The organism is Caldithrix abyssi DSM 13497 (assembly GCF_001886815.1).
GTDB classification, from domain to species: Bacteria; Calditrichota; Calditrichia; order Calditrichales; family Calditrichaceae; genus Caldithrix; species Caldithrix abyssi.
This window is the reverse complement of sequence record NZ_CP018099.1, coordinates 1,077,758-1,093,911: the sequence shown is the minus strand read 5'-3', so window position 1 is coordinate 1,093,911 and position 16,154 is coordinate 1,077,758. Positions and strand designations below refer to the sequence as shown.

Sequence of the window (16,154 nt, the reverse complement as noted above, 5' to 3'; positions counted from 1 at the left end):
CCGCGCCAGGTTATTCAAAGCGGTACCTGTTTAATTCTGCCGATTCAAAAATGGAAACCATGTCCAGAACATAAATGGTTCCGTATTGCGTTTCCTCATAAATGGCTGAGATGTAGGGTAAAAGGTCCGGGTTGACCTCGGCGCCCGGTACGTGTAGTTGTTCCGTTTCCAGATCGCGCATTTCCAGAACCTTTTCGGCCAGAATGCCCGCATATTTACCGTTTACCAGACAATAGATGACAAAATGGTCTGGTTCTAACGTCATATTCTGCAATTTTAAAATGGGGCTTATGTCAATCAATGGCACAATTTTGCCCCTCAAATTAAACACCCCCAAAAATTGTTTTTCCACATTGGGCACTTTGGTCACCTGTGGCAGAGGGAGCACCTCGCGAATATATTTTATTTCAATAGCAAAGTACTGATCGGATATTTTTATTAATGAAACGCGTGCTTCTGTTTCCATAATCGTTCACTTTATTTTTGTAAAAGTTCATGAATTGTTTTGACCAGCTCCTCGTCTCTGAACGGTTTGGGCAAAAAGGCATCCGCCCCTTCGGCTTTGGCTTTTTCTATCATTTGCGGCGAATCTTTTCCGGAGAGCATAATCACCGGAATGTTCAACGATGCTTTGATGGTTTTCAAAAGATCAATGCCATTGATATCCGGCAACATTAAATCGAGAACCACCACATCCGGTTTGACCTCATCCAGGGCTTTTAACCCCTCCTTACCGCTGGTTGCGGTTTCGAGTATTAAATCTTCGCCTTCCAGCGCCAGCTCTACCATTTTTCGAATCACGATGCTATCGTCAATAACCAATAGGGTTGGCGCCCCCGCCGGTTTTGTTTCCTTTTCTTCTTCTTTTTCTTCCGCTTTTTCCGCTTCTGCAACCGCAGGTTCTTCCATGTTTTCGAAATCAAAATCCAGCTTTTCTGTTTCCTCTTCAAGCTGAGGCAGCTCAATGTCTGATTCTACTTCGGAAATATCCGATTCGCTTTCTTCTACCAGCTCTTCTTCCACGCCTGGGATGTCAAAATCTTCAATGCCCGTAAAACTTTCTTCTTCCTCTATTTCCGAAAGATCCGATTCTTCTTTCTCTTTCGCTTCAGGTATTTCAACTGGCGCTTCTTCTGAGACGACTTCTTCCTGCTCTGGCGCCGCTTCCGCCTCCTCTTCTTCTTCCTCAATTTCCGGAACGGCTGGTTCCGGCGTTTCTTCTAAGATTTCTGCCTTTTCTTCCGCTTTTTCGGAAGGAGCTTCGGCCTCTATTTCCACCGCCAGTTCTTCATCAATCAGCGTTTTAAGCGCGCCTTCGATCGTTTGTTCGTCGTCGCCCAAAATCTCGGCCAACGCAGCAACCGATTGTTTCTCGCCCAATAAGAACAACACCTTCCAGGCCAGATAGGGTAATTTAACAGAATGGATTTTTTGCTCGATGTCCTGTGAGCGTATGTAAAATTTTTCCACGATTCCATCCTTTCTAATTTTTATTGTTTTTCTCTATTATCTCTTCGGCTAATTTTAAATAACTTAACGCACCCCTGGAGCGAATATCATGTAAAATGACCGGTTTGCCTACCGAAGGCGCTTCGGAAACTTTTGAATTGCGCGGAATAAAACTTTTAAAGACAAGTTCTTTAAAGGTACTGCGCAAATATTCCATGATCTCTTTTTGCTTGCGCACACGAGCGTCGTACATGGTAACCAATATTCCGCCAATTTTCAGATTTTTATTGTATTTTTTGCTGATGTTTTTCAACGTATTTAAAAACTTGCCCAGTGATTTTAACGAGTAATATTCGCTTAAAACCGGAATAATCACCTCATCGGCAGCCACCAGGCCGTTTAAAGTCATCGCCCCCAGATTGGGCGGACAGTCAACAATAATAAAATCGTACAGGTTGCGAACCGGCGTTAAAATGGTTTTTACCAGATCAATTTTTAAGGCCCTGGAATAGAGTTCGATTTCCATCTCTTCGTTGCGCACATTCATCGGGGCGATATCCAGCGTATCCAGGCCGCTATTAATAATGGCATTGCTCAAAGCCATGTTATTTACAATAACATCGTACATGCCTAATTTAACATGATATTCGTCCAATTGAAAACTTATTCCAACACTGCCCTGCGGATCCAGATCGACCAGCAACACCGATTTGTTAAATATGGCCAAACTTGCTCCCAGGTTTACCACCGTTGTCGTTTTACCAATTCCGCCTTTTTGGCCGGCCACTACCAGTATTTTTCCCATAGCTTTAGCATTCCGTCAATACGTTTGTATCTTTATCGTTTGTCTTTGATCGATCGTTGTGAGCAGTTCAGGCTTATTTTTTAAAGTTGTAAACGAAAACAACGCATAGCCTTTAAACTGAAGCGCTTCAACCAGTTTAATTCTCTTCTCTAAATTTTCACCGTCCAGATAATAGGCTCCGATTCCACAAACGACGTTATTTTTTCCGATCAATTGCTCGGCTTTTAACAGATTTTTGCGGAAAACATTTTCATCGGGAGAATAATTCATCATCAGCACATAATCGCCGCTCCCCTGCTTTAGCCAGTTGACCCAATCCTGATAATATTCGAACTTTGCCCGGTCAATATCAGGTTTAACAGCCATGGTAACCACACACGATTCGTCTATTTGCCGAACGACATTTTTAAAGTTCTCGACAAAATTGTTCAGTTCGTTTAGCAAAAAGTTTCGGTACAGGCTTTGGCCCTCGGGGTTAAACGTTTTTTCTTTGAAAAACAACAGGGGATCGATGAAATATTTTTTCATGAAAAGAGTGCGCAGGTGCTTAGAAAAGATTACGCCCTTGCCCGGATAACGGATGTAATCCAGATGAATGCCGTCAAACTGATACTGCGTAAGTAATTGGTTAAGCAGCCGTTCTATTTGAGCTTTGTTGGTAAAAGCGCGCGGGTCAACAAAATATCCTTCAACGCCTTTCTTCTTCAAATTTTTTAGTACGGGTTCTTCACTGGACCAATCGCTTAATAAATGATCGACATCCTGCAAAAAGGGATGGTTCGGGTTGCGCGGCGCCTTATTTTTTGACCAGATATAAAAAACATTTATCCAGGCATGCGCTTTAATGCCGTTTCGGTGACAAAACTCAACGATCTCATTTAGGGTAAGTCGAGAGGCCATTGGAGCGGAGTACACATTTTCCCCTAATGCCCTTACCTGCACATAAACATCCGTTAATTGTAGTTTTTGATGAATTCTTTCTAATTGTTTTAAATCTTCTTTTGTATTCAAAGAATTTCTAACAATCCAGATACCACGATGTTGAGCGAGCGCCTGCCCGACCAGAATTCCCAGAATTAAAACAATTATCTTCAACATAGAAATAACTTTATATTTTTAATAAAGATAAATATAGAGAAGTGTTCAACTCAATGCAAGAAAGTCGGCAAACAAAAAAAGCCACCCACACATGGCAGATGGCTTTTTTTAGGGAGGGAGGAAATTATTATTCTTTTTTCTCGTCTTCAGGAGCCTTTTTTTCTTCCGCAGCTTCCTGAGGCGTCTCCTCAGATTTTACTTCTTCTGGAGTGTCCGCTTTTGTTTGTTCAGTGGGTTCAGCCGTTTCTTTTGCTTCCCCTTCCGCCGGTTGTTTTTTCTCTTCAACTGCGGCTTTAACGTCTTCCTCTTTAACTTCAGGTTTGGCTTTTTTCGCCTCTTTTTTCTTTTCGTCTTTTTTGCTTTTTACCTTTTCGAAGCCAACCAGTTGAAAGATTGAAATTTGCGCATTGTCTCCGCGGCGATTTCCCAGCTTGATGATTCGCGTGTAGCCGCCGGCTCTGTCTTCGTACAGAGGCGCAATTTCATCGAACAGGGTTTTTACGGCATTTTTATTCTGTAAAAATTGAAACGCCAGACGTCGGTGGTGGAGCGTTCCTTTTTTGCCGTAGGTAATCAATCGTTCTACATAGCTGCGCAGCTCTTTAGCTTTAGCCAGCGTAGTACGAATTTCTTTATGTTCGAAAACTTCGGCCGCCAGATTGCGCATCAGCGCTTTTTTGTGGCTGGCCGTCCGCCCTAAATGATTTCCTTTTTTTCTGTGTCGCATCTCAAATCCCTATTCTAAGCTATTTTTTACTCTCTTCAGGTTTTAGATATTTATCTACATCCATTCCAAACTCTAAACCGCGTTCCTTCAGGATTTTAGACAATTCGGTCAAAGATTTACGCCCGAAGTTTTTAAATTTCAACATTTCTTGTTCGTCACGACGCACCAGATCGGCAATGGTTTTAATGTTGGCCGCTTTTAAACAATTGTGCGAGCGAACAGAAAGTTCCAGCTCATCCACGCTCATCTTAAGCAGCTTACGAACGCGCAGGGTCTCTTCATCAATTTCCTGTTTCTCTTCTTCCTGTGACTCAATATCGAAATTGATAAAGATTTGCAGGTGTTCTTTGATGATTTTGGCCGCCTGGGTTAATGCTTCGTCCGGCGTAATGCTTCCATCGGTTTTGATATCCATGATCAGCTTTTCAAAGTCTGTCCGTTGACCGACACGCGTATTTTCAACGGTGTATTTAACGTTCAGAATCGGTGAAAAGATGGAATCGATGGGGATTACGCCCAGAGGCATATCTTCGTTCTTGTTCTCTTCAGCAATCAAATAACCGCGACCGACGCCCAGATAAAGCTCCATGTTCATCACGGCATTTTCATTCAGGGTTGCAATGTGCAAGTCTGGATTGAGCACTTCGATATTTGCAACGTTTTCCTGAATGGTCTTTCCGGTAAATTCCATCGGGCCTTTTAAACGCAACACGATTTTTTCCGGAGCCTTATCTAACAGTTTGAGGCGTAATTCTTTGAGGTTAAGAATAATCTCCGGCAAATCCTCATACACGCCTTCGATGGTAGAAAACTCGTGTTGTACGTTGTTCACTTTGATTGCTGTAATGGCCGCCCCTTCTAACGAAGAGAGCAACACGCGACGCATCATATTACCCAGCGTAACGCCGTAGCCTTTTTCAAGAGGCTGTACGACAAACCGCCCATAGGTTTTTGTGTACGTTGCGTCGTCAACTTCAATTTTTTCTGGCATTTGAAAATTCGATAAGTTCATAACCACCTTATCTTCCAATAATTTCTATTTTATTATTTAGAATACAACTCTACAATCATACTTTCCTGAACATTAACAGGGATGTCCTCACGTTTAGGACGATCGATAAATTTGCCTGTCATGTTCGCCTTATCCAACTCTAACCAGGGCAGCATTCGATCGGCGTCAACGCGTTTCAGCGCTTCGTGAAACATGGCCAATCTGCGGCTCTTTTCACGCACCTGAATGACGTCGCCTGGTTTTAAAATAAAAGAGGGAATATTAACCACCTGTCCATTCACCATAATGTGGCGGTGCAAAACCATTTGACGCGCCTGAGCGCGGGTGGTTGCAAAACCCAAACGATACACGGTGTTATCCAGCCTGCTTTCCAGCAGCTGTAAAAGGTTTTCACCGGTAACGCCTTTCATGCGTTCGGCCTTATGGAAAAAGCGACGGAATTGCTTTTCCAGCAAGCCGTACATGTATTTAACTTTTTGTTTTTCGCGCAACTGCAGGGCATAATCGCTAACCTTTTTGCGCTTCATACCGTGTTGACCGGGAGGATAGGGCTTTTTAGCCAACAGACGATCAAACTTTGGATTTCCGAAAATGTTTTCACCGAATTTACGAACGATTTTTCCTCTTGGTCCCTTATATCTTGCCATTTACCATCTCCATTAACGTTAAACGCGTCTTTTCTTTGGTGGCCTACACCCATTATGCGGAATGGGCGTTACATCACGAATTGATAAAATATTTAATCCTGCGGCCTGCAGCGCTTTAATGGCCGCTTCTCTGCCTGAGCCAGGTCCCTTCACTTCTACATCCACACTCTGCAAGCCCATATCCATGGCCTGTTTAGCGGCGTTTTCTGCAGCAAGCTGCGCAGCAAAAGGCGTACTTTTACGAGAACCCTTAAAACCAACAACACCGGCAGAGGCCCATGAAATCACATTTCCATAAATATCAGAAATGGATATAATTGTGTTGTTAAATGTTGCTTTTATATGGGCTTTACCGTGTGGCTCAACACGGACCTTTTTCTTTTGAGTTCTTCTTCTTTTAGGTGATGCCAATTTTTATCTCCCTAATTTCTCTTTATTTTTTCTTTTTAGCGCCCACAGAACGCTTACGACCTTTACGTGTACGTGCGTTTGTTTTTGTCCTTTGTCCACGAACCGGCAATCCGCGATAATGACGGATACCCCGATAACAGTTGATATCCATCAACCGTTTGATGTTCATATTAACTTCAGCTTTTAGCGCACCTTCAACCTTATATTCATTTTGAATAATGGTACGTATTTTCCGAATATCTTCATCCGATAAATCTTTTACGCGTTTGTTCTCATCCACACCGGCGTCGGACAAAATCTTTTCTGCCGATGAACGGCCGATTCCGTAAATATATGTCAAACCGATGACCACGCGTTTATTTTTAGGTAGATCGACACCTGCTATACGAGCCAAAACTGCCTCCTATTATCCTGTTAACCTTGACGTTGTTTATGTTTTGGATTTTTACTGCAAATTACACGTACGACACCTTTGCGGCGCACAATCTTACATCCGTCGCAAATCTTTTTTACTGAGGCTCTCACTTTCATTACACATTCCCTCTATTTATATCTGTAAACTATTCTGCCACGTGTCAAATCGTAGGGAGACAATTCCAGACTGACTTTATCTCCCGGTAAAATTTTAATAAAATGCATGCGCATCTTGCCAGAAATATAAGCAAGCACTTCATGCCCGTTTTCTAACTCTACAATAAATGAGGCATTGGGTAGTGTTTCTTTTATTACACCGTCAACGCGAATGGCTTCTTGTTTTTTACCCAAAACCTTACTCCTGTTTTATTTTTGATAAAATGACCGGGCCATCTTTTAAGATGGCAACCGAATGTTCATAATGCGCAGAGGGTTTCCCGTCTGCTGTACGCACCGTCCATTGATCTTTTTCCACATAAACGTTGTGCGTGCCCATGTTAATCATCGGTTCAATGGCCAGCACCATGCCGTGTTTTAGCTTCATGCCGCTTCCTCTTCTTCCGTAATTGGGCACCTGCGGGTCCTCGTGAGGTTTGATGCCAACACCGTGCCCCACAAACTCCCGCACCACTGAGTATCCATGTTTTTCAACATATTCCTGAATTGCCGCAGAGATATCGCCTACTCTGTTGCCGACCCGTGCCTGCTCAATTCCTTTGTAAAGGCTTTCCTGAGTTATTCTGCACAGACGGCGTACTTCATCTTTTACATTCCCCACCATAAAAGTGTAGGCGGCGTCTCCATAATAGCCGTTTAATTCAACTCCGATATCGATCCCCACAATATCACCATCCCTTAATTTATACTTTCCTGGGATGCCATGCACCACCACATCATTAACAGAGATGCAACTGGCAGCCGGAAAGCCATACAATCCTTTAAAAGCCGGTCTGGCTTTTTTTTTAAGGATGAAATTTTCGATCTCGCGATCGAGCATGCGGGTTTCTACCCCGGGTTCGATAAATTTTTCAATGAACGCTAATGCTTCTGCGACAATTTCATTGCTCTTGCGAATGGCAGCGATCTGCTCTTCAGATTTAAGAAAAATCATACTCCATTAACCACGTCGGCCGCGTACCCGTCCAGACTTCATAAAGCCATCGTAATGGCGCATGAAAAGATGCGACTCGACCTGCTGTAAAAAGTCAAGCGCAACGCCGACAATAATCAGCAGTCCGGTGCCGCCGTAAAACGAGGCCAGACTGTACGGTATTTTTGCCCATTTGGCTAACATGGCGGGAATAATGGCCACGATAGCCAGAAAGATCGACGAGGGCAAGGTAATTCTGGTTAAAATATTATCCAGAAACTCCTGCGTCTTTTTGCCAGGGCGAACGCCAGGAATAAAACCGCCCTGTTTTTTCAGGTTCTCGGCAACTTCAACCGGATTCAAAGCGATGGCCGTGTAAAAGTAAGTAAAGAAAACAATCATCAATCCGTACACAATCCAGTAGAACCAGGAATCCATGGAAAACAACTGCTGCAGCGAAAGGAAGAAATCGCTGTCCGGTAAAAAGGTCAGCAGGGTCGATGGCACAAACATAATGGCCTGAGCAAAGATGATTGGCATTACGCCAGCGGTGTTGACCTTTAATGGAAAATGCGTATTTACACCGCCATACACTTTACGGCCGACCACGCGTTTGGCATATTGTACCGGAATTTTGCGCGTGCCCTGCGTAAGCAGAACGATAAAGTAAATAACCACTAAAGCAAGGGCTACCAACATAATTTCAGCCAGAAGGCCGCGCTGTCCAATGGAGAACTGCTGATATTCTTCCATTATTGCCGCAGGAAAGCGGGCAATAATCCCGATAAAAATGATCAGCGAAATACCATTTCCGATACCGTGCTGGTCGATTAACTCGCCAAGCCACATAATGAGCATGGTGCCGGAGGTCATGGAAATCATGGTCAGCAGCTGAAAGCCAATTCCCGGATTGGGAACGGCCAAACGTCCATCGGCAAGTTGAATACTCTGCAAAAAGATGGCCACACCCAGAGACTGCATGGCCGAGATCAATAACGTGCCGTAGCGCGTGTACTGCATAATCTTTTTACGGCCTTCTTCGCCTTCTTTTTGTAATTTCTGGAAATACGGAATGACGGCGCCCAACAACTGAATAATGATTGACGCAGAAATGTAAGGCATAATTCCCAGACCAAAAATGGCTGCCTTACTAAATGCGCCGCCGGCAAAAAGATCGTAAAGGCCGAACAACGTATTTTGCAAATCACGGAAGCCTTCGGCAAGCACGGCCGTATCAATGCCCGGGGTTACAATATGCGTACCAATCCGTTCAATTCCCAGGATCATCAAAGTAAAAAGGATTTTCCTTCTTAAATCGCCAATCTTAAAGACATTTCGAAACGTTTCTAGCATCATGTTAAAGTAACTACGCCTCCAACTTTTTCGATTTTTTCTTTAGCCGATTTGCTTACCGCATCGACCTGGATACTAATTTTGCGATCGATATCGCCGTCGCCCAGCAATTTAACGGGCTGATTCTTTTTACGAATCAAACCGGCTTTAAGCAAGTCTTCTTTCGTAATGGTTTCCTGGTCTGCTATTTTTGCCAGATCGCCTACGTTGACCACCTGAAAAACTACTTTATTAATATTTTTAAATCCGAATTTGGGCAACCGACGTTGTAAAGGCATCTGGCCGCCTTCGAACCAGGCGCGTCTTTTTGCGCCGGAACGGGAGCGATACCCTTTATTGCCTCTTCCGGCGGTCACACCCTGTCCGGAGCCTTCGCCACGGCCGATGCGTTTTCTGTTTTTGGTTGCGCCTTTTGCGGGACGTAATTGACTTAAGTTCATCGCCTGTTATTCCTTTCCTAAAGCTCTTCCACTTTAACCAGATGGCGTACCTTGTTAACCATTCCCAATATCTGGGGCGTGGCCACATGCTCAACGCTGTGATTCATTTTCCTTAAACCCAGGGCTTTAATGGTACGTCTTTGCGGTTCCGGACGTCCGATCAAACTTCTGACCTGCGTAATTCTTATTTTCTTTTCGCTTTTTTTCTTTGCCATAATTTCCATTCCCTGCAAAAATTTTATCCACGGAATACTTTTTTAAGAGGAATTCCTCTTTTCTTTGCCACGTCTTCTGCGCTGCGCATTTCTTTTAAGGCGTTAAAGGTAGCCTTGCTCACATTGTGCACATTATTGGAACCAACATTTTTGGTTAAAATATCGGTAATACCAGCCGCTTCGCAAATGGCGCGCACCGGTCCGCCAGCAATTACGCCGGTACCGGGAGCCGCCGGTTTTAACACAACATAAGCAGCGCCGTATTTGCTTTTAACCGGATGTGGAATGGTTCCGTTTATCAAAGAAACACGCACCAGATTTTTTTTGGCCTGCTCGGTGCCTTTGGCAATGGCGTTGATCACTTCGTTAGCCTTGCCGAGCCCCAAACCGACCACGCCTTTACCATCGCCCACAACCACAACGGCGTTGAAAGAGAAGCGACGGCCGCCTTTTAATACTTTGGCAACGCGATTAATCTGAATGACTTTTTCTTTTAATTCTAATTCACTTGGATTGATACGTTCAACCACAACAATCTCCTAATATTTTAAAAATCCAATCCACCTTCTCTTGCACCATCGGCAAAGGCTTTTACACGGCCATGGTAGTGATAGCCATTTCTATCAAATACAATTTTGCTGATGTTTAGCTTTTTGGCCTGTTCGGCAAATACCTTACCCAATATTTTAGACCGCTCTACTTTGGTCTTTCCTTCTTTTACGGCTTCGACCGCGACTTTACTTTTATCGAACATACCCATTAATACCTTTGGTTGAGTATCGTCAACCAGCTGGGCATGCAAATATTTGTTGCTACGGTAAACAACCAGTCTTGGGCGTTCGGCTGTACCGATCACTTTCTTTTTTCTTCTTATTTTTCTGGACATCGCTCTCACCCTATTCTTTATTTACCTGCTGCCTTACCTGCCTTACGACGTACATATTCATTTTCGTAACGAATGCCCTTGCCCTTATAAGGCTCGGGTTTACGAAAACTTCTTATCTTGGCAGCCACCAGACCGACAAGTTCCTTATCTATCCCGGACACTAAAATTTCAGTTTGACTGGGCGTTGAAAGCGTAATGGAATCAGGCGCAGAAAAGATAATGGGATGAGAATATCCCAGCGTTAAAACCAATTTTTTACCTTTTAATTCTGCGCGGTATCCAACGCCGATGATTTGCAACTTTTTAGTAAAACCCTTTGCAACGCCCTCGACCATATTGGCAACCAGCTGTCTGGTCAAACCGTGTAATGACCGGCTGAATTTTGAATCGTCATTACGCGTCACAACAACCTGATTGTCTTTGATTTCAACGTTAATCTTTGGATGCAATTGACGTTGCAGCTGGCCTTTAGGGCCTTTTACCACGATAAAATTGTTCTCCTGCAGATCAACCGTGACCTTTTCCGGGATGGGAACTGGTAATTTTCCGATACGTGACACTTTATCTTCTCCTATTCATTACCAGATGTAACATAAAACCTCACCGCCGACCTTAAGCCGTTTGGCCTGTCGTTCAGTGATCACACCTTTGGATGTTGTTAAAATGGCAATTCCTAAATTGTTCATGACGCGCGGCAAATTATCTACATCGGCGTAAATACGACGTCCGGGTTTGCTTACACGTTCCAGATGTGTAATGACCGGTTGACCATTTTCGTCATATTTAGGCCAGATTCTAATAAGGCCTTGCTTGCCATCATCAATAATGATGTATTTTTTTATGTAGCCCTGCTCTAATAAAATGCGCGTCATTTTGCGTTTTAAATTGGAAGCAGGTACGTCCACATATTTATGGCGCGCATGCAAGGCATTACGAATGCGAGTTAGATAATCTGCAATTGGATCTGTCATTGACATGTATTGAGTCTCCTTTCCAACTACCAGCTCGCTTTGATTACGCCGGGTATTTCGCCCTGAAGGGCTAATTCACGAAAACAAATTCTGCACAAACCAAATTTTCTGTAGTAGGCGCGTGGTCTTCCACAACGCTGACAACGGTTGTACTCACGCACTTTAAACTTTTGTTTCCGCCTTTGTTTAACTATTAACGCTTTACGTGCCAAACCTGATACCTCACCCTTTTTGAGTTATTTCTTTCTAAATGGAAAACCTAATTCTTTTAACAGTTCGTAACCTTCTTCGTCTGTTTTGGCGGTGGTTACGAAGGTAATATCAAATCCGCGGATTTTATCCACATTATCCACGTTGATCTCCGGGAAGATGATTTGCTCACGCACGCCCAGAGAATAATTTCCACGCCCGTCAAAAGATTTGTCCGAAAATCCTCTAAAGTCACGGATGCGCGGAACGGCAACGGAAATAAAACGATCCAGAAACTCCCACATGTACCAGTGGCGTAAGGTAACCCTGGCGCCAATTTTCATACCCTGGCGCAATTTGAAGTTAGATATCGATTTGCGCGCTTTAGTTACAACGGGTTTTTGTCCGGTAATCACCGCCAGATCGTTTAGCGCGCCTTCCAGGGCCTTGGGGTCTTGAATGGCCTCGCCAACACCTGCATTCACACTGATCTTAACCAGTTTAGGTACTTCGTGGATGTTTTTGTACCCGAACTTTTTTTGCAAGTGCGGGACCACTTCTTTTTGATATTTCTCTAATAATCTCGGATAATAATCTGCCATTGTTCTACTCCATCATCGCTATTCATTATCAGGAATGATTTCACCCTGACATTCGGGATTCTTACAATAACGCACTTTACTGCCGTCATCTAAATATTTGTAACCAATGCGTGTTGTGGTATTGAATTTGGTATTGTAGTACATCACATTGGAAACATGGATCGGCGCTTCTTTTTCCACAATGCCGCCCTGCGGTAATTTTTGTGTGGGGCGCATGTGACGTTTAACCAGGTTCACACCTTCCACAATAATTCGATTTTTATCAGGGAAAACTTTTAATACTTTACCGATTTTCCCTTTATCTTTGTAAGAACCGGTGATAATTTTTACCGTATCGCCTTTACGAATTTTCATCTTTTCCATCCCGTCTTAATTTACAATACTTCAGGTGCCAAAGACACAATTTTCATAAATTGTTTCTCGCGTAGTTCACGGGCAACCGGGCCGAAAATACGGGTTCCTCTGGGTTCCAACTGGTTGTCCAGCAACACAGCGGCATTATCGTCAAAGCGAATGTAGGTTCCATCAGGACGACGGATTTCTTTTTTTGTACGAACAATTACCGCTCTGGCCACATCACCTTTTTTAACCTGACCGCCAGGAATGGCGCTTTTAACCGAAACCACAATGATGTCGCCAATGGTACCGTATTTTTTACCAGAGCTCCCAAGAATACGAATGCACATTACTTTTTGAGCACCCGAATTGTCTGCCACGTTGAGTTTAGTGTATTCTTGTACCATTTTCAGCTTCCCTATTTCACTTTTTCTACGATTTCAACAAGACGCCAGCGTTTTGTTTTGCTGAACGGCCTGGTTTCCATAATCTTTACTACATCACCTTCGCTGCACTCATTCTTTTCGTCATGAGCTTTAAATTTAGTCGTCTTTTTGACAAATTTACCGTAGATCGGATGCCTGAAACGACGCTCAACCGCCACAGTGATCGTTTTATCCATTTTATTGCTGACTACAGTTCCGATTCGAACTTTTCGCAATCCACGTTTTGTTTCCATAGTTTACCCACTACTTTTGTTGAATAATTCCTAATTCATGTTGTCTAATAAAAGTCTTAATTCTGGCAATTTCGCGACGAACCGTGCGGATGCGCAACGGATTCGACAATTCGTGAGTTGCTTTTTGCAATAAAAGGTTTTCGTACTCTTCTTTTGCCTCTTCTAATTTTGCCTTCAACTCGTCCAGAGTTAAGCCCTTCAAATCTTCTTTGCTCTTCATCGCTCACATTCTCCCGCTATTCGCTAACCACAAATTTAGTTTTGATGGGCAATTTATGGGATGCCAGACGCATGGCTTCTTTGGCCAGCTGTTCAGAAACGCCTTCCAATTCAAATAATATGCGACCTGGCCTGACCACAGCCACCCAATATTCGGGCGAGCCCTTACCTTTTCCCATGCGCGTTTCAGCCGGCTTTTTGGTAACGGGCTTATCCGGAAAAATTCTAATCCACACTTTTCCGCCACGACGAATGTGACGCGTAATGGCAACACGTGCAGCTTCTATCTGCCGGCTGGTTATCCAGGCCGGCTCCATGGCTTTTAAACCGTATTTACCAAAAGCGATGTAATGGCCGGACTGTGCATTGCCCTTCATTCGGCCGCGTTGTTGCTTACGATATTTTACTCTTTTGGGCATTAACATGAGAACAACTCCTACTCTCTGCTACAGAACCTTACCAATAACTTCTCCGTGAAAAATCCAGACCTTAATCCCAATCGTTCCGTATGTGGTAACCGCATCATACTGCGCATAATCCACATCGGCGCGCAGGGTATGCAGGGGGATTCGGCCGTCTTTGTACATTTCGGTACGGGCCATTTCGGCGCCGCCCAAACGTCCGGAGCACATAATTTTAATTCCTTCTGCGCCTAAACGCATGGCCGCGGTAATCGCCTTTTTCATGGCACGCCGCCAGCTCACTTTGCCTTCGATTTGCCGTGCGATGTTTTCCGCTACCAGATAGGCGTCTAACTCGGGCTTCTTTATTTCATTAATATTAATCTGTATTTCTTTTTTTGTCAAAGAGCGCAACTCTTCTCTCAGCTTGTCAACTTCCGCGCCCTTTTTACCGATCACAATTCCTGGACGAGCCGTATGGATGCTTATGGTTACCCGCTTGGCCGTGCGTTCGATTTCAATTTTCGATACCGACGCTTTATCCAGACGCTTGCGGATATAATTGCGGATTTTTAAATCTTCGTGCAATTTTTCAGCGTAATTTTTTTGATCGAACCAGCTACTGTTCCAGGATTTAATAATCCCCAGGCGTAAACCGATCGGATTTGTCTTTTGTCCCAAACCTGATTCTCCTTTATTTATCGGTTAACTCGAATGTTCAACCACTATAGTTAAATGCGATGTGCGCTTTCTGATCCGCCCTGCGCGCCCCATTGACATCGGACGAAGACGCTTTAACGTGGGCCCGCCATTAACATAGGCATTTTTAATTAACACATCACGCATGTCAATGCGTTTGCCTTCTTCTTTATTGCCTAAATTCGCAAAAGCCGATTTAATGGTTTTGGCAATTGGTTCGGCGGCGCGCTTGTTGGTAAAATACAAGATATCCAGCGCGTCCTCTACCGTCTTTCCTTTAACCAACTGCAAAACCTGACGCATTTTACGTGGTGAAATCCGAACATATTTGGTTTTTGCAACAGCTTCCATCATATACTCCATCTTTATCTTACGCGGCTCATTCTTTCCGCTAATTTACCGCCATGACCTCTAAACGTACGTGTCGGGGCAAATTCACCAAGTTTGTGACCCACCATGTTTTCACTAATGTACACTGGAACAAACTTGTGTCCATTGTGAACGGCAATGGTATGCCCTACAAAATCTGGCGGAATAATGCTGCGCCGTGCCCAAGTTTTGACAACGACTTTTTTACCTTCTTCATTAAGCTTCTGAATTTTCTTCATTAAGCTTTGATCAATATAAGGTCCTTTTTTTACCGATCTAGCCATGCGTACACTCTCTCCATTTATTTACGACGCTTTACAATAAAAGCATCGGACTTTTTGTTCTTTTTACGTGTTTTAAAACCTTTGGCCAGCTGTCCCCACGGAGAAACCGGATGACGACCGCCGGAAGTTTTACCTTCGCCGCCGCCCATGGGATGATCAATGGGGTTCATGGCCACACCGCGCACATGCGGTCTGCGTCCCAGCCAGCGAGAACGTCCCGCCTTGCCAAGGGAAATGTTCATGTGATCGATATTAGAAACCTGGCCAATAGTGGCGTAACAACGCGCATGAATTTTACGCATTTCTCCGGATGGTAATTTAACCAGCGCCCATTTGCCCTCTTTGGCGGCAAGCTGAGCCGAAGTACCCGCGCTGCGCACCAGTTGGGCGCCTTTCTTTTCGCGCAATTCAATGGCATGAATAGTTAAACCAACCGGTATCTTTTCCATCGGCAGGGCGTTGCCAATGCGTATTTCGGCATTTTCTCCGGCCATTACTTTATCGCCTACCTTCAAGCCATCCGGAGCCAGAATGTAGCGCCGTTCGCCATCGGCGTACTTAACAAGCGCAATACGGGCGGTGCGATTTGGATCGTATTCGATCGTTTCCACCGTGGCCGGGATGTCTCTTTTATCTCGCTTAAAATCAATAATACGATATTTACGTTTATGACCGCCTCCACGATGCCGTGAAGTAATACGCCCCATATTATTCCGGCCGCCAGACTTCTTCAACGGCGCCAACAATGGGCGATAGGGCTTGTCGGTCGTAATTTCTGCAAAATCACTGACCGTCTTAAATCGCAGTGTTGGTGTTATTGGCTTAAATGTTTTGATTCCCATCAGACTACTCCACTCG

General features: G+C 44.1%; 30 protein-coding genes. All 30 read right to left on the bottom strand.

What is annotated here, in order from left to right; genetic code table 11:
- Window positions 1-10: 10 nt before the first annotated feature.
- The gene (locus tag Cabys_RS04390; protein ID WP_006928944.1) at window positions 11-466 is read right to left on the bottom strand and encodes a chemotaxis protein CheW; all 456 of its coding nucleotides are present in this window, start codon (window positions 464-466) and stop codon (window positions 11-13) included.
- Between the two features lie 11 nt (window positions 467-477).
- On the bottom strand, window positions 478-1,470 hold the full coding sequence (locus Cabys_RS04385; RefSeq protein WP_006928943.1) for a response regulator: 993 nt from the start codon (window positions 1,468-1,470) through the stop codon (window positions 478-480).
- Between the two features lie 13 nt (window positions 1,471-1,483).
- Window positions 1,484-2,254: a ParA family protein gene (locus Cabys_RS04380; protein WP_006928942.1), complete on the bottom strand. Its 771-nt coding sequence runs from the start codon at window positions 2,252-2,254 to the stop codon at window positions 1,484-1,486.
- 15 nt (window positions 2,255-2,269) lie between these two features.
- Entirely contained in the window at window positions 2,270-3,352 is a 1,083-nt protein-coding gene (locus Cabys_RS04375) for a glycoside hydrolase family 10-like protein (RefSeq protein WP_006928941.1), read from the bottom strand.
- 127 nt (window positions 3,353-3,479) lie between these two features.
- A complete protein-coding gene (gene rplQ / locus Cabys_RS20695) occupies window positions 3,480-4,079 on the bottom strand; it encodes a 50S ribosomal protein L17 (RefSeq protein WP_006928940.1) in 600 nt (199 codons plus the stop codon).
- Window positions 4,080-4,098: 19 nt separating this feature from the next.
- Window positions 4,099-5,091 carry a DNA-directed RNA polymerase subunit alpha gene (locus Cabys_RS04365; RefSeq protein ID WP_006928939.1) on the bottom strand — a complete coding sequence of 331 codons (993 nt, stop codon included), beginning with the start codon at window positions 5,089-5,091 and terminating at the stop codon, window positions 4,099-4,101.
- Window positions 5,092-5,123: 32 nt separating this feature from the next.
- The gene (gene rpsD, locus Cabys_RS04360; RefSeq protein WP_006928938.1) at window positions 5,124-5,738 is read right to left on the bottom strand and encodes a 30S ribosomal protein S4; all 615 of its coding nucleotides are present in this window, start codon (window positions 5,736-5,738) and stop codon (window positions 5,124-5,126) included.
- A gap of 18 nt (window positions 5,739-5,756) precedes the next feature.
- Window positions 5,757-6,149 carry a 30S ribosomal protein S11 gene (gene rpsK / locus Cabys_RS04355; RefSeq protein WP_006928937.1) on the bottom strand — a complete coding sequence of 131 codons (393 nt, stop codon included), beginning with the start codon at window positions 6,147-6,149 and terminating at the stop codon, window positions 5,757-5,759.
- A gap of 22 nt (window positions 6,150-6,171) precedes the next feature.
- Window positions 6,172-6,543, bottom strand: coding sequence for a 30S ribosomal protein S13 (rpsM, locus tag Cabys_RS04350; RefSeq protein WP_006928936.1), 372 nt, complete (start codon window positions 6,541-6,543; stop codon window positions 6,172-6,174).
- A gap of 20 nt (window positions 6,544-6,563) precedes the next feature.
- Entirely contained in the window at window positions 6,564-6,680 is a 117-nt protein-coding gene (gene rpmJ / locus Cabys_RS04345; protein ID WP_006928935.1) for a 50S ribosomal protein L36, read from the bottom strand.
- A gap of 12 nt (window positions 6,681-6,692) precedes the next feature.
- A complete protein-coding gene (gene infA, locus Cabys_RS04340) occupies window positions 6,693-6,914 on the bottom strand; it encodes a translation initiation factor IF-1 (protein ID WP_006928934.1) in 222 nt (73 codons plus the stop codon).
- 4 nt (window positions 6,915-6,918) lie between these two features.
- Window positions 6,919-7,674, bottom strand: a complete 756-nt coding sequence (gene map / locus Cabys_RS04335; RefSeq protein WP_006928933.1) for a type I methionyl aminopeptidase — start codon at window positions 7,672-7,674, stop codon at window positions 6,919-6,921.
- A gap of 6 nt (window positions 7,675-7,680) precedes the next feature.
- On the bottom strand, window positions 7,681-9,009 hold the full coding sequence (gene secY / locus Cabys_RS04330) for a preprotein translocase subunit SecY (RefSeq protein ID WP_006928932.1): 1,329 nt from the start codon (window positions 9,007-9,009) through the stop codon (window positions 7,681-7,683).
- Complete coding sequence (gene rplO / locus Cabys_RS04325) at window positions 9,006-9,446, bottom strand: 50S ribosomal protein L15 (protein WP_006928931.1); 441 nt, start codon at window positions 9,444-9,446, stop codon at window positions 9,006-9,008. Before rplO ends, secY begins: the two co-directional genes overlap by 4 nt.
- A 17-nt stretch (window positions 9,447-9,463) precedes the next feature.
- On the bottom strand, window positions 9,464-9,661 hold the full coding sequence (rpmD, locus tag Cabys_RS04320; protein ID WP_044281190.1) for a 50S ribosomal protein L30: 198 nt from the start codon (window positions 9,659-9,661) through the stop codon (window positions 9,464-9,466).
- Window positions 9,662-9,684: 23 nt separating this feature from the next.
- The gene (gene rpsE / locus Cabys_RS04315) at window positions 9,685-10,191 is read right to left on the bottom strand and encodes a 30S ribosomal protein S5 (protein WP_006928929.1); all 507 of its coding nucleotides are present in this window, start codon (window positions 10,189-10,191) and stop codon (window positions 9,685-9,687) included.
- A gap of 17 nt (window positions 10,192-10,208) precedes the next feature.
- Window positions 10,209-10,547 carry a 50S ribosomal protein L18 gene (gene rplR, locus Cabys_RS04310; RefSeq protein WP_006928928.1) on the bottom strand — a complete coding sequence of 113 codons (339 nt, stop codon included), beginning with the start codon at window positions 10,545-10,547 and terminating at the stop codon, window positions 10,209-10,211.
- Between the two features lie 17 nt (window positions 10,548-10,564).
- Window positions 10,565-11,107: a 50S ribosomal protein L6 gene (gene rplF / locus Cabys_RS04305; RefSeq protein ID WP_006928927.1), complete on the bottom strand. Its 543-nt coding sequence runs from the start codon at window positions 11,105-11,107 to the stop codon at window positions 10,565-10,567.
- 18 nt (window positions 11,108-11,125) lie between these two features.
- Window positions 11,126-11,524: a 30S ribosomal protein S8 gene (gene rpsH, locus Cabys_RS04300; RefSeq protein ID WP_006928926.1), complete on the bottom strand. Its 399-nt coding sequence runs from the start codon at window positions 11,522-11,524 to the stop codon at window positions 11,126-11,128.
- A 20-nt stretch (window positions 11,525-11,544) separates the two neighbouring features.
- Window positions 11,545-11,730, bottom strand: a complete 186-nt coding sequence (locus Cabys_RS04295; RefSeq protein ID WP_006928925.1) for a type Z 30S ribosomal protein S14 — start codon at window positions 11,728-11,730, stop codon at window positions 11,545-11,547.
- A 24-nt stretch (window positions 11,731-11,754) separates the two neighbouring features.
- Window positions 11,755-12,309, bottom strand: coding sequence for a 50S ribosomal protein L5 (gene rplE, locus Cabys_RS04290; protein ID WP_006928924.1), 555 nt, complete (start codon window positions 12,307-12,309; stop codon window positions 11,755-11,757).
- Window positions 12,310-12,327: 18 nt separating this feature from the next.
- Window positions 12,328-12,672 (bottom strand): 50S ribosomal protein L24, encoded by a 345-nt coding sequence (rplX, locus tag Cabys_RS04285; RefSeq protein WP_044281188.1) that lies wholly within the window; start codon window positions 12,670-12,672, stop codon window positions 12,328-12,330.
- Window positions 12,673-12,683: 11 nt separating this feature from the next.
- Window positions 12,684-13,052: a 50S ribosomal protein L14 gene (rplN, locus tag Cabys_RS04280; RefSeq protein WP_006928922.1), complete on the bottom strand. Its 369-nt coding sequence runs from the start codon at window positions 13,050-13,052 to the stop codon at window positions 12,684-12,686.
- Between the two features lie 11 nt (window positions 13,053-13,063).
- Window positions 13,064-13,324, bottom strand: a complete 261-nt coding sequence (rpsQ, locus tag Cabys_RS04275; protein WP_006928920.1) for a 30S ribosomal protein S17 — start codon at window positions 13,322-13,324, stop codon at window positions 13,064-13,066.
- Window positions 13,325-13,334: 10 nt separating this feature from the next.
- The gene (gene rpmC / locus Cabys_RS04270) at window positions 13,335-13,544 is read right to left on the bottom strand and encodes a 50S ribosomal protein L29 (RefSeq protein ID WP_006928919.1); all 210 of its coding nucleotides are present in this window, start codon (window positions 13,542-13,544) and stop codon (window positions 13,335-13,337) included.
- Between the two features lie 16 nt (window positions 13,545-13,560).
- Window positions 13,561-13,968, bottom strand: coding sequence for a 50S ribosomal protein L16 (gene rplP, locus Cabys_RS04265; protein ID WP_006928918.1), 408 nt, complete (start codon window positions 13,966-13,968; stop codon window positions 13,561-13,563).
- Window positions 13,969-13,989: 21 nt separating this feature from the next.
- The gene (gene rpsC / locus Cabys_RS04260; RefSeq protein ID WP_006928917.1) at window positions 13,990-14,625 is read right to left on the bottom strand and encodes a 30S ribosomal protein S3; all 636 of its coding nucleotides are present in this window, start codon (window positions 14,623-14,625) and stop codon (window positions 13,990-13,992) included.
- 24 nt (window positions 14,626-14,649) lie between these two features.
- Window positions 14,650-14,997 (bottom strand): 50S ribosomal protein L22, encoded by a 348-nt coding sequence (gene rplV, locus Cabys_RS04255; protein ID WP_044281186.1) that lies wholly within the window; start codon window positions 14,995-14,997, stop codon window positions 14,650-14,652.
- A gap of 11 nt (window positions 14,998-15,008) precedes the next feature.
- A complete protein-coding gene (gene rpsS / locus Cabys_RS04250; RefSeq protein WP_006928915.1) occupies window positions 15,009-15,296 on the bottom strand; it encodes a 30S ribosomal protein S19 in 288 nt (95 codons plus the stop codon).
- A 17-nt stretch (window positions 15,297-15,313) separates the two neighbouring features.
- A complete protein-coding gene (rplB, locus tag Cabys_RS04245; protein WP_006928914.1) occupies window positions 15,314-16,138 on the bottom strand; it encodes a 50S ribosomal protein L2 in 825 nt (274 codons plus the stop codon).
- Window positions 16,139-16,154 lie beyond the last annotated feature (16 nt).

Coding starts and splice junctions, on each gene's coding strand:
- rplR (WP_006928928.1), bottom strand. CDS start 10,547: ATGTCCAGAAAAATAAGAAGAAAAAAGAAAGTGATCGGTACAGCCGAA.
- secY (WP_006928932.1), bottom strand. CDS start 9,009: ATGATGCTAGAAACGTTTCGAAATGTCTTTAAGATTGGCGATTTAAGA.
- rplX (WP_044281188.1), bottom strand. CDS start 12,672: ATGGAAAAGATGAAAATTCGTAAAGGCGATACGGTAAAAATTATCACC.
- rpmJ (WP_006928935.1), bottom strand. CDS start 6,680: ATGAAAGTGAGAGCCTCAGTAAAAAAGATTTGCGACGGATGTAAGATT.
- rpmD (WP_044281190.1), bottom strand. CDS start 9,661: ATGGCAAAGAAAAAAAGCGAAAAGAAAATAAGAATTACGCAGGTCAGA.
- rplQ (WP_006928940.1), bottom strand. CDS start 4,079: ATGCGACACAGAAAAAAAGGAAATCATTTAGGGCGGACGGCCAGCCAC.
- rpsS (WP_006928915.1), bottom strand. CDS start 15,296: ATGGCTAGATCGGTAAAAAAAGGACCTTATATTGATCAAAGCTTAATG.
- rplP (WP_006928918.1), bottom strand. CDS start 13,968: ATGTTAATGCCCAAAAGAGTAAAATATCGTAAGCAACAACGCGGCCGA.
- Cabys_RS04365 (WP_006928939.1), bottom strand. CDS start 5,091: ATGAACTTATCGAATTTTCAAATGCCAGAAAAAATTGAAGTTGACGAC.
- rpsQ (WP_006928920.1), bottom strand. CDS start 13,324: ATGGAAACAAAACGTGGATTGCGAAAAGTTCGAATCGGAACTGTAGTC.
- rplN (WP_006928922.1), bottom strand. CDS start 13,052: ATGGTACAAGAATACACTAAACTCAACGTGGCAGACAATTCGGGTGCT.
- rplB (WP_006928914.1), bottom strand. CDS start 16,138: ATGGGAATCAAAACATTTAAGCCAATAACACCAACACTGCGATTTAAG.
- rpsD (WP_006928938.1), bottom strand. CDS start 5,738: ATGGCAAGATATAAGGGACCAAGAGGAAAAATCGTTCGTAAATTCGGT.
- Cabys_RS04380 (WP_006928942.1), bottom strand. CDS start 2,254: ATGGGAAAAATACTGGTAGTGGCCGGCCAAAAAGGCGGAATTGGTAAA.
- Cabys_RS04390 (WP_006928944.1), bottom strand. CDS start 466: ATGGAAACAGAAGCACGCGTTTCATTAATAAAAATATCCGATCAGTAC.
- rpsH (WP_006928926.1), bottom strand. CDS start 11,524: ATGTCAATGACAGATCCAATTGCAGATTATCTAACTCGCATTCGTAAT.
- Cabys_RS04375 (WP_006928941.1), bottom strand. CDS start 3,352: ATGTTGAAGATAATTGTTTTAATTCTGGGAATTCTGGTCGGGCAGGCG.
- rplO (WP_006928931.1), bottom strand. CDS start 9,446: ATGAACTTAAGTCAATTACGTCCCGCAAAAGGCGCAACCAAAAACAGA.
- map (WP_006928933.1), bottom strand. CDS start 7,674: ATGATTTTTCTTAAATCTGAAGAGCAGATCGCTGCCATTCGCAAGAGC.
- rpmC (WP_006928919.1), bottom strand. CDS start 13,544: ATGAAGAGCAAAGAAGATTTGAAGGGCTTAACTCTGGACGAGTTGAAG.
- rplE (WP_006928924.1), bottom strand. CDS start 12,309: ATGGCAGATTATTATCCGAGATTATTAGAGAAATATCAAAAAGAAGTG.
- rplV (WP_044281186.1), bottom strand. CDS start 14,997: ATGATGGAAGCTGTTGCAAAAACCAAATATGTTCGGATTTCACCACGT.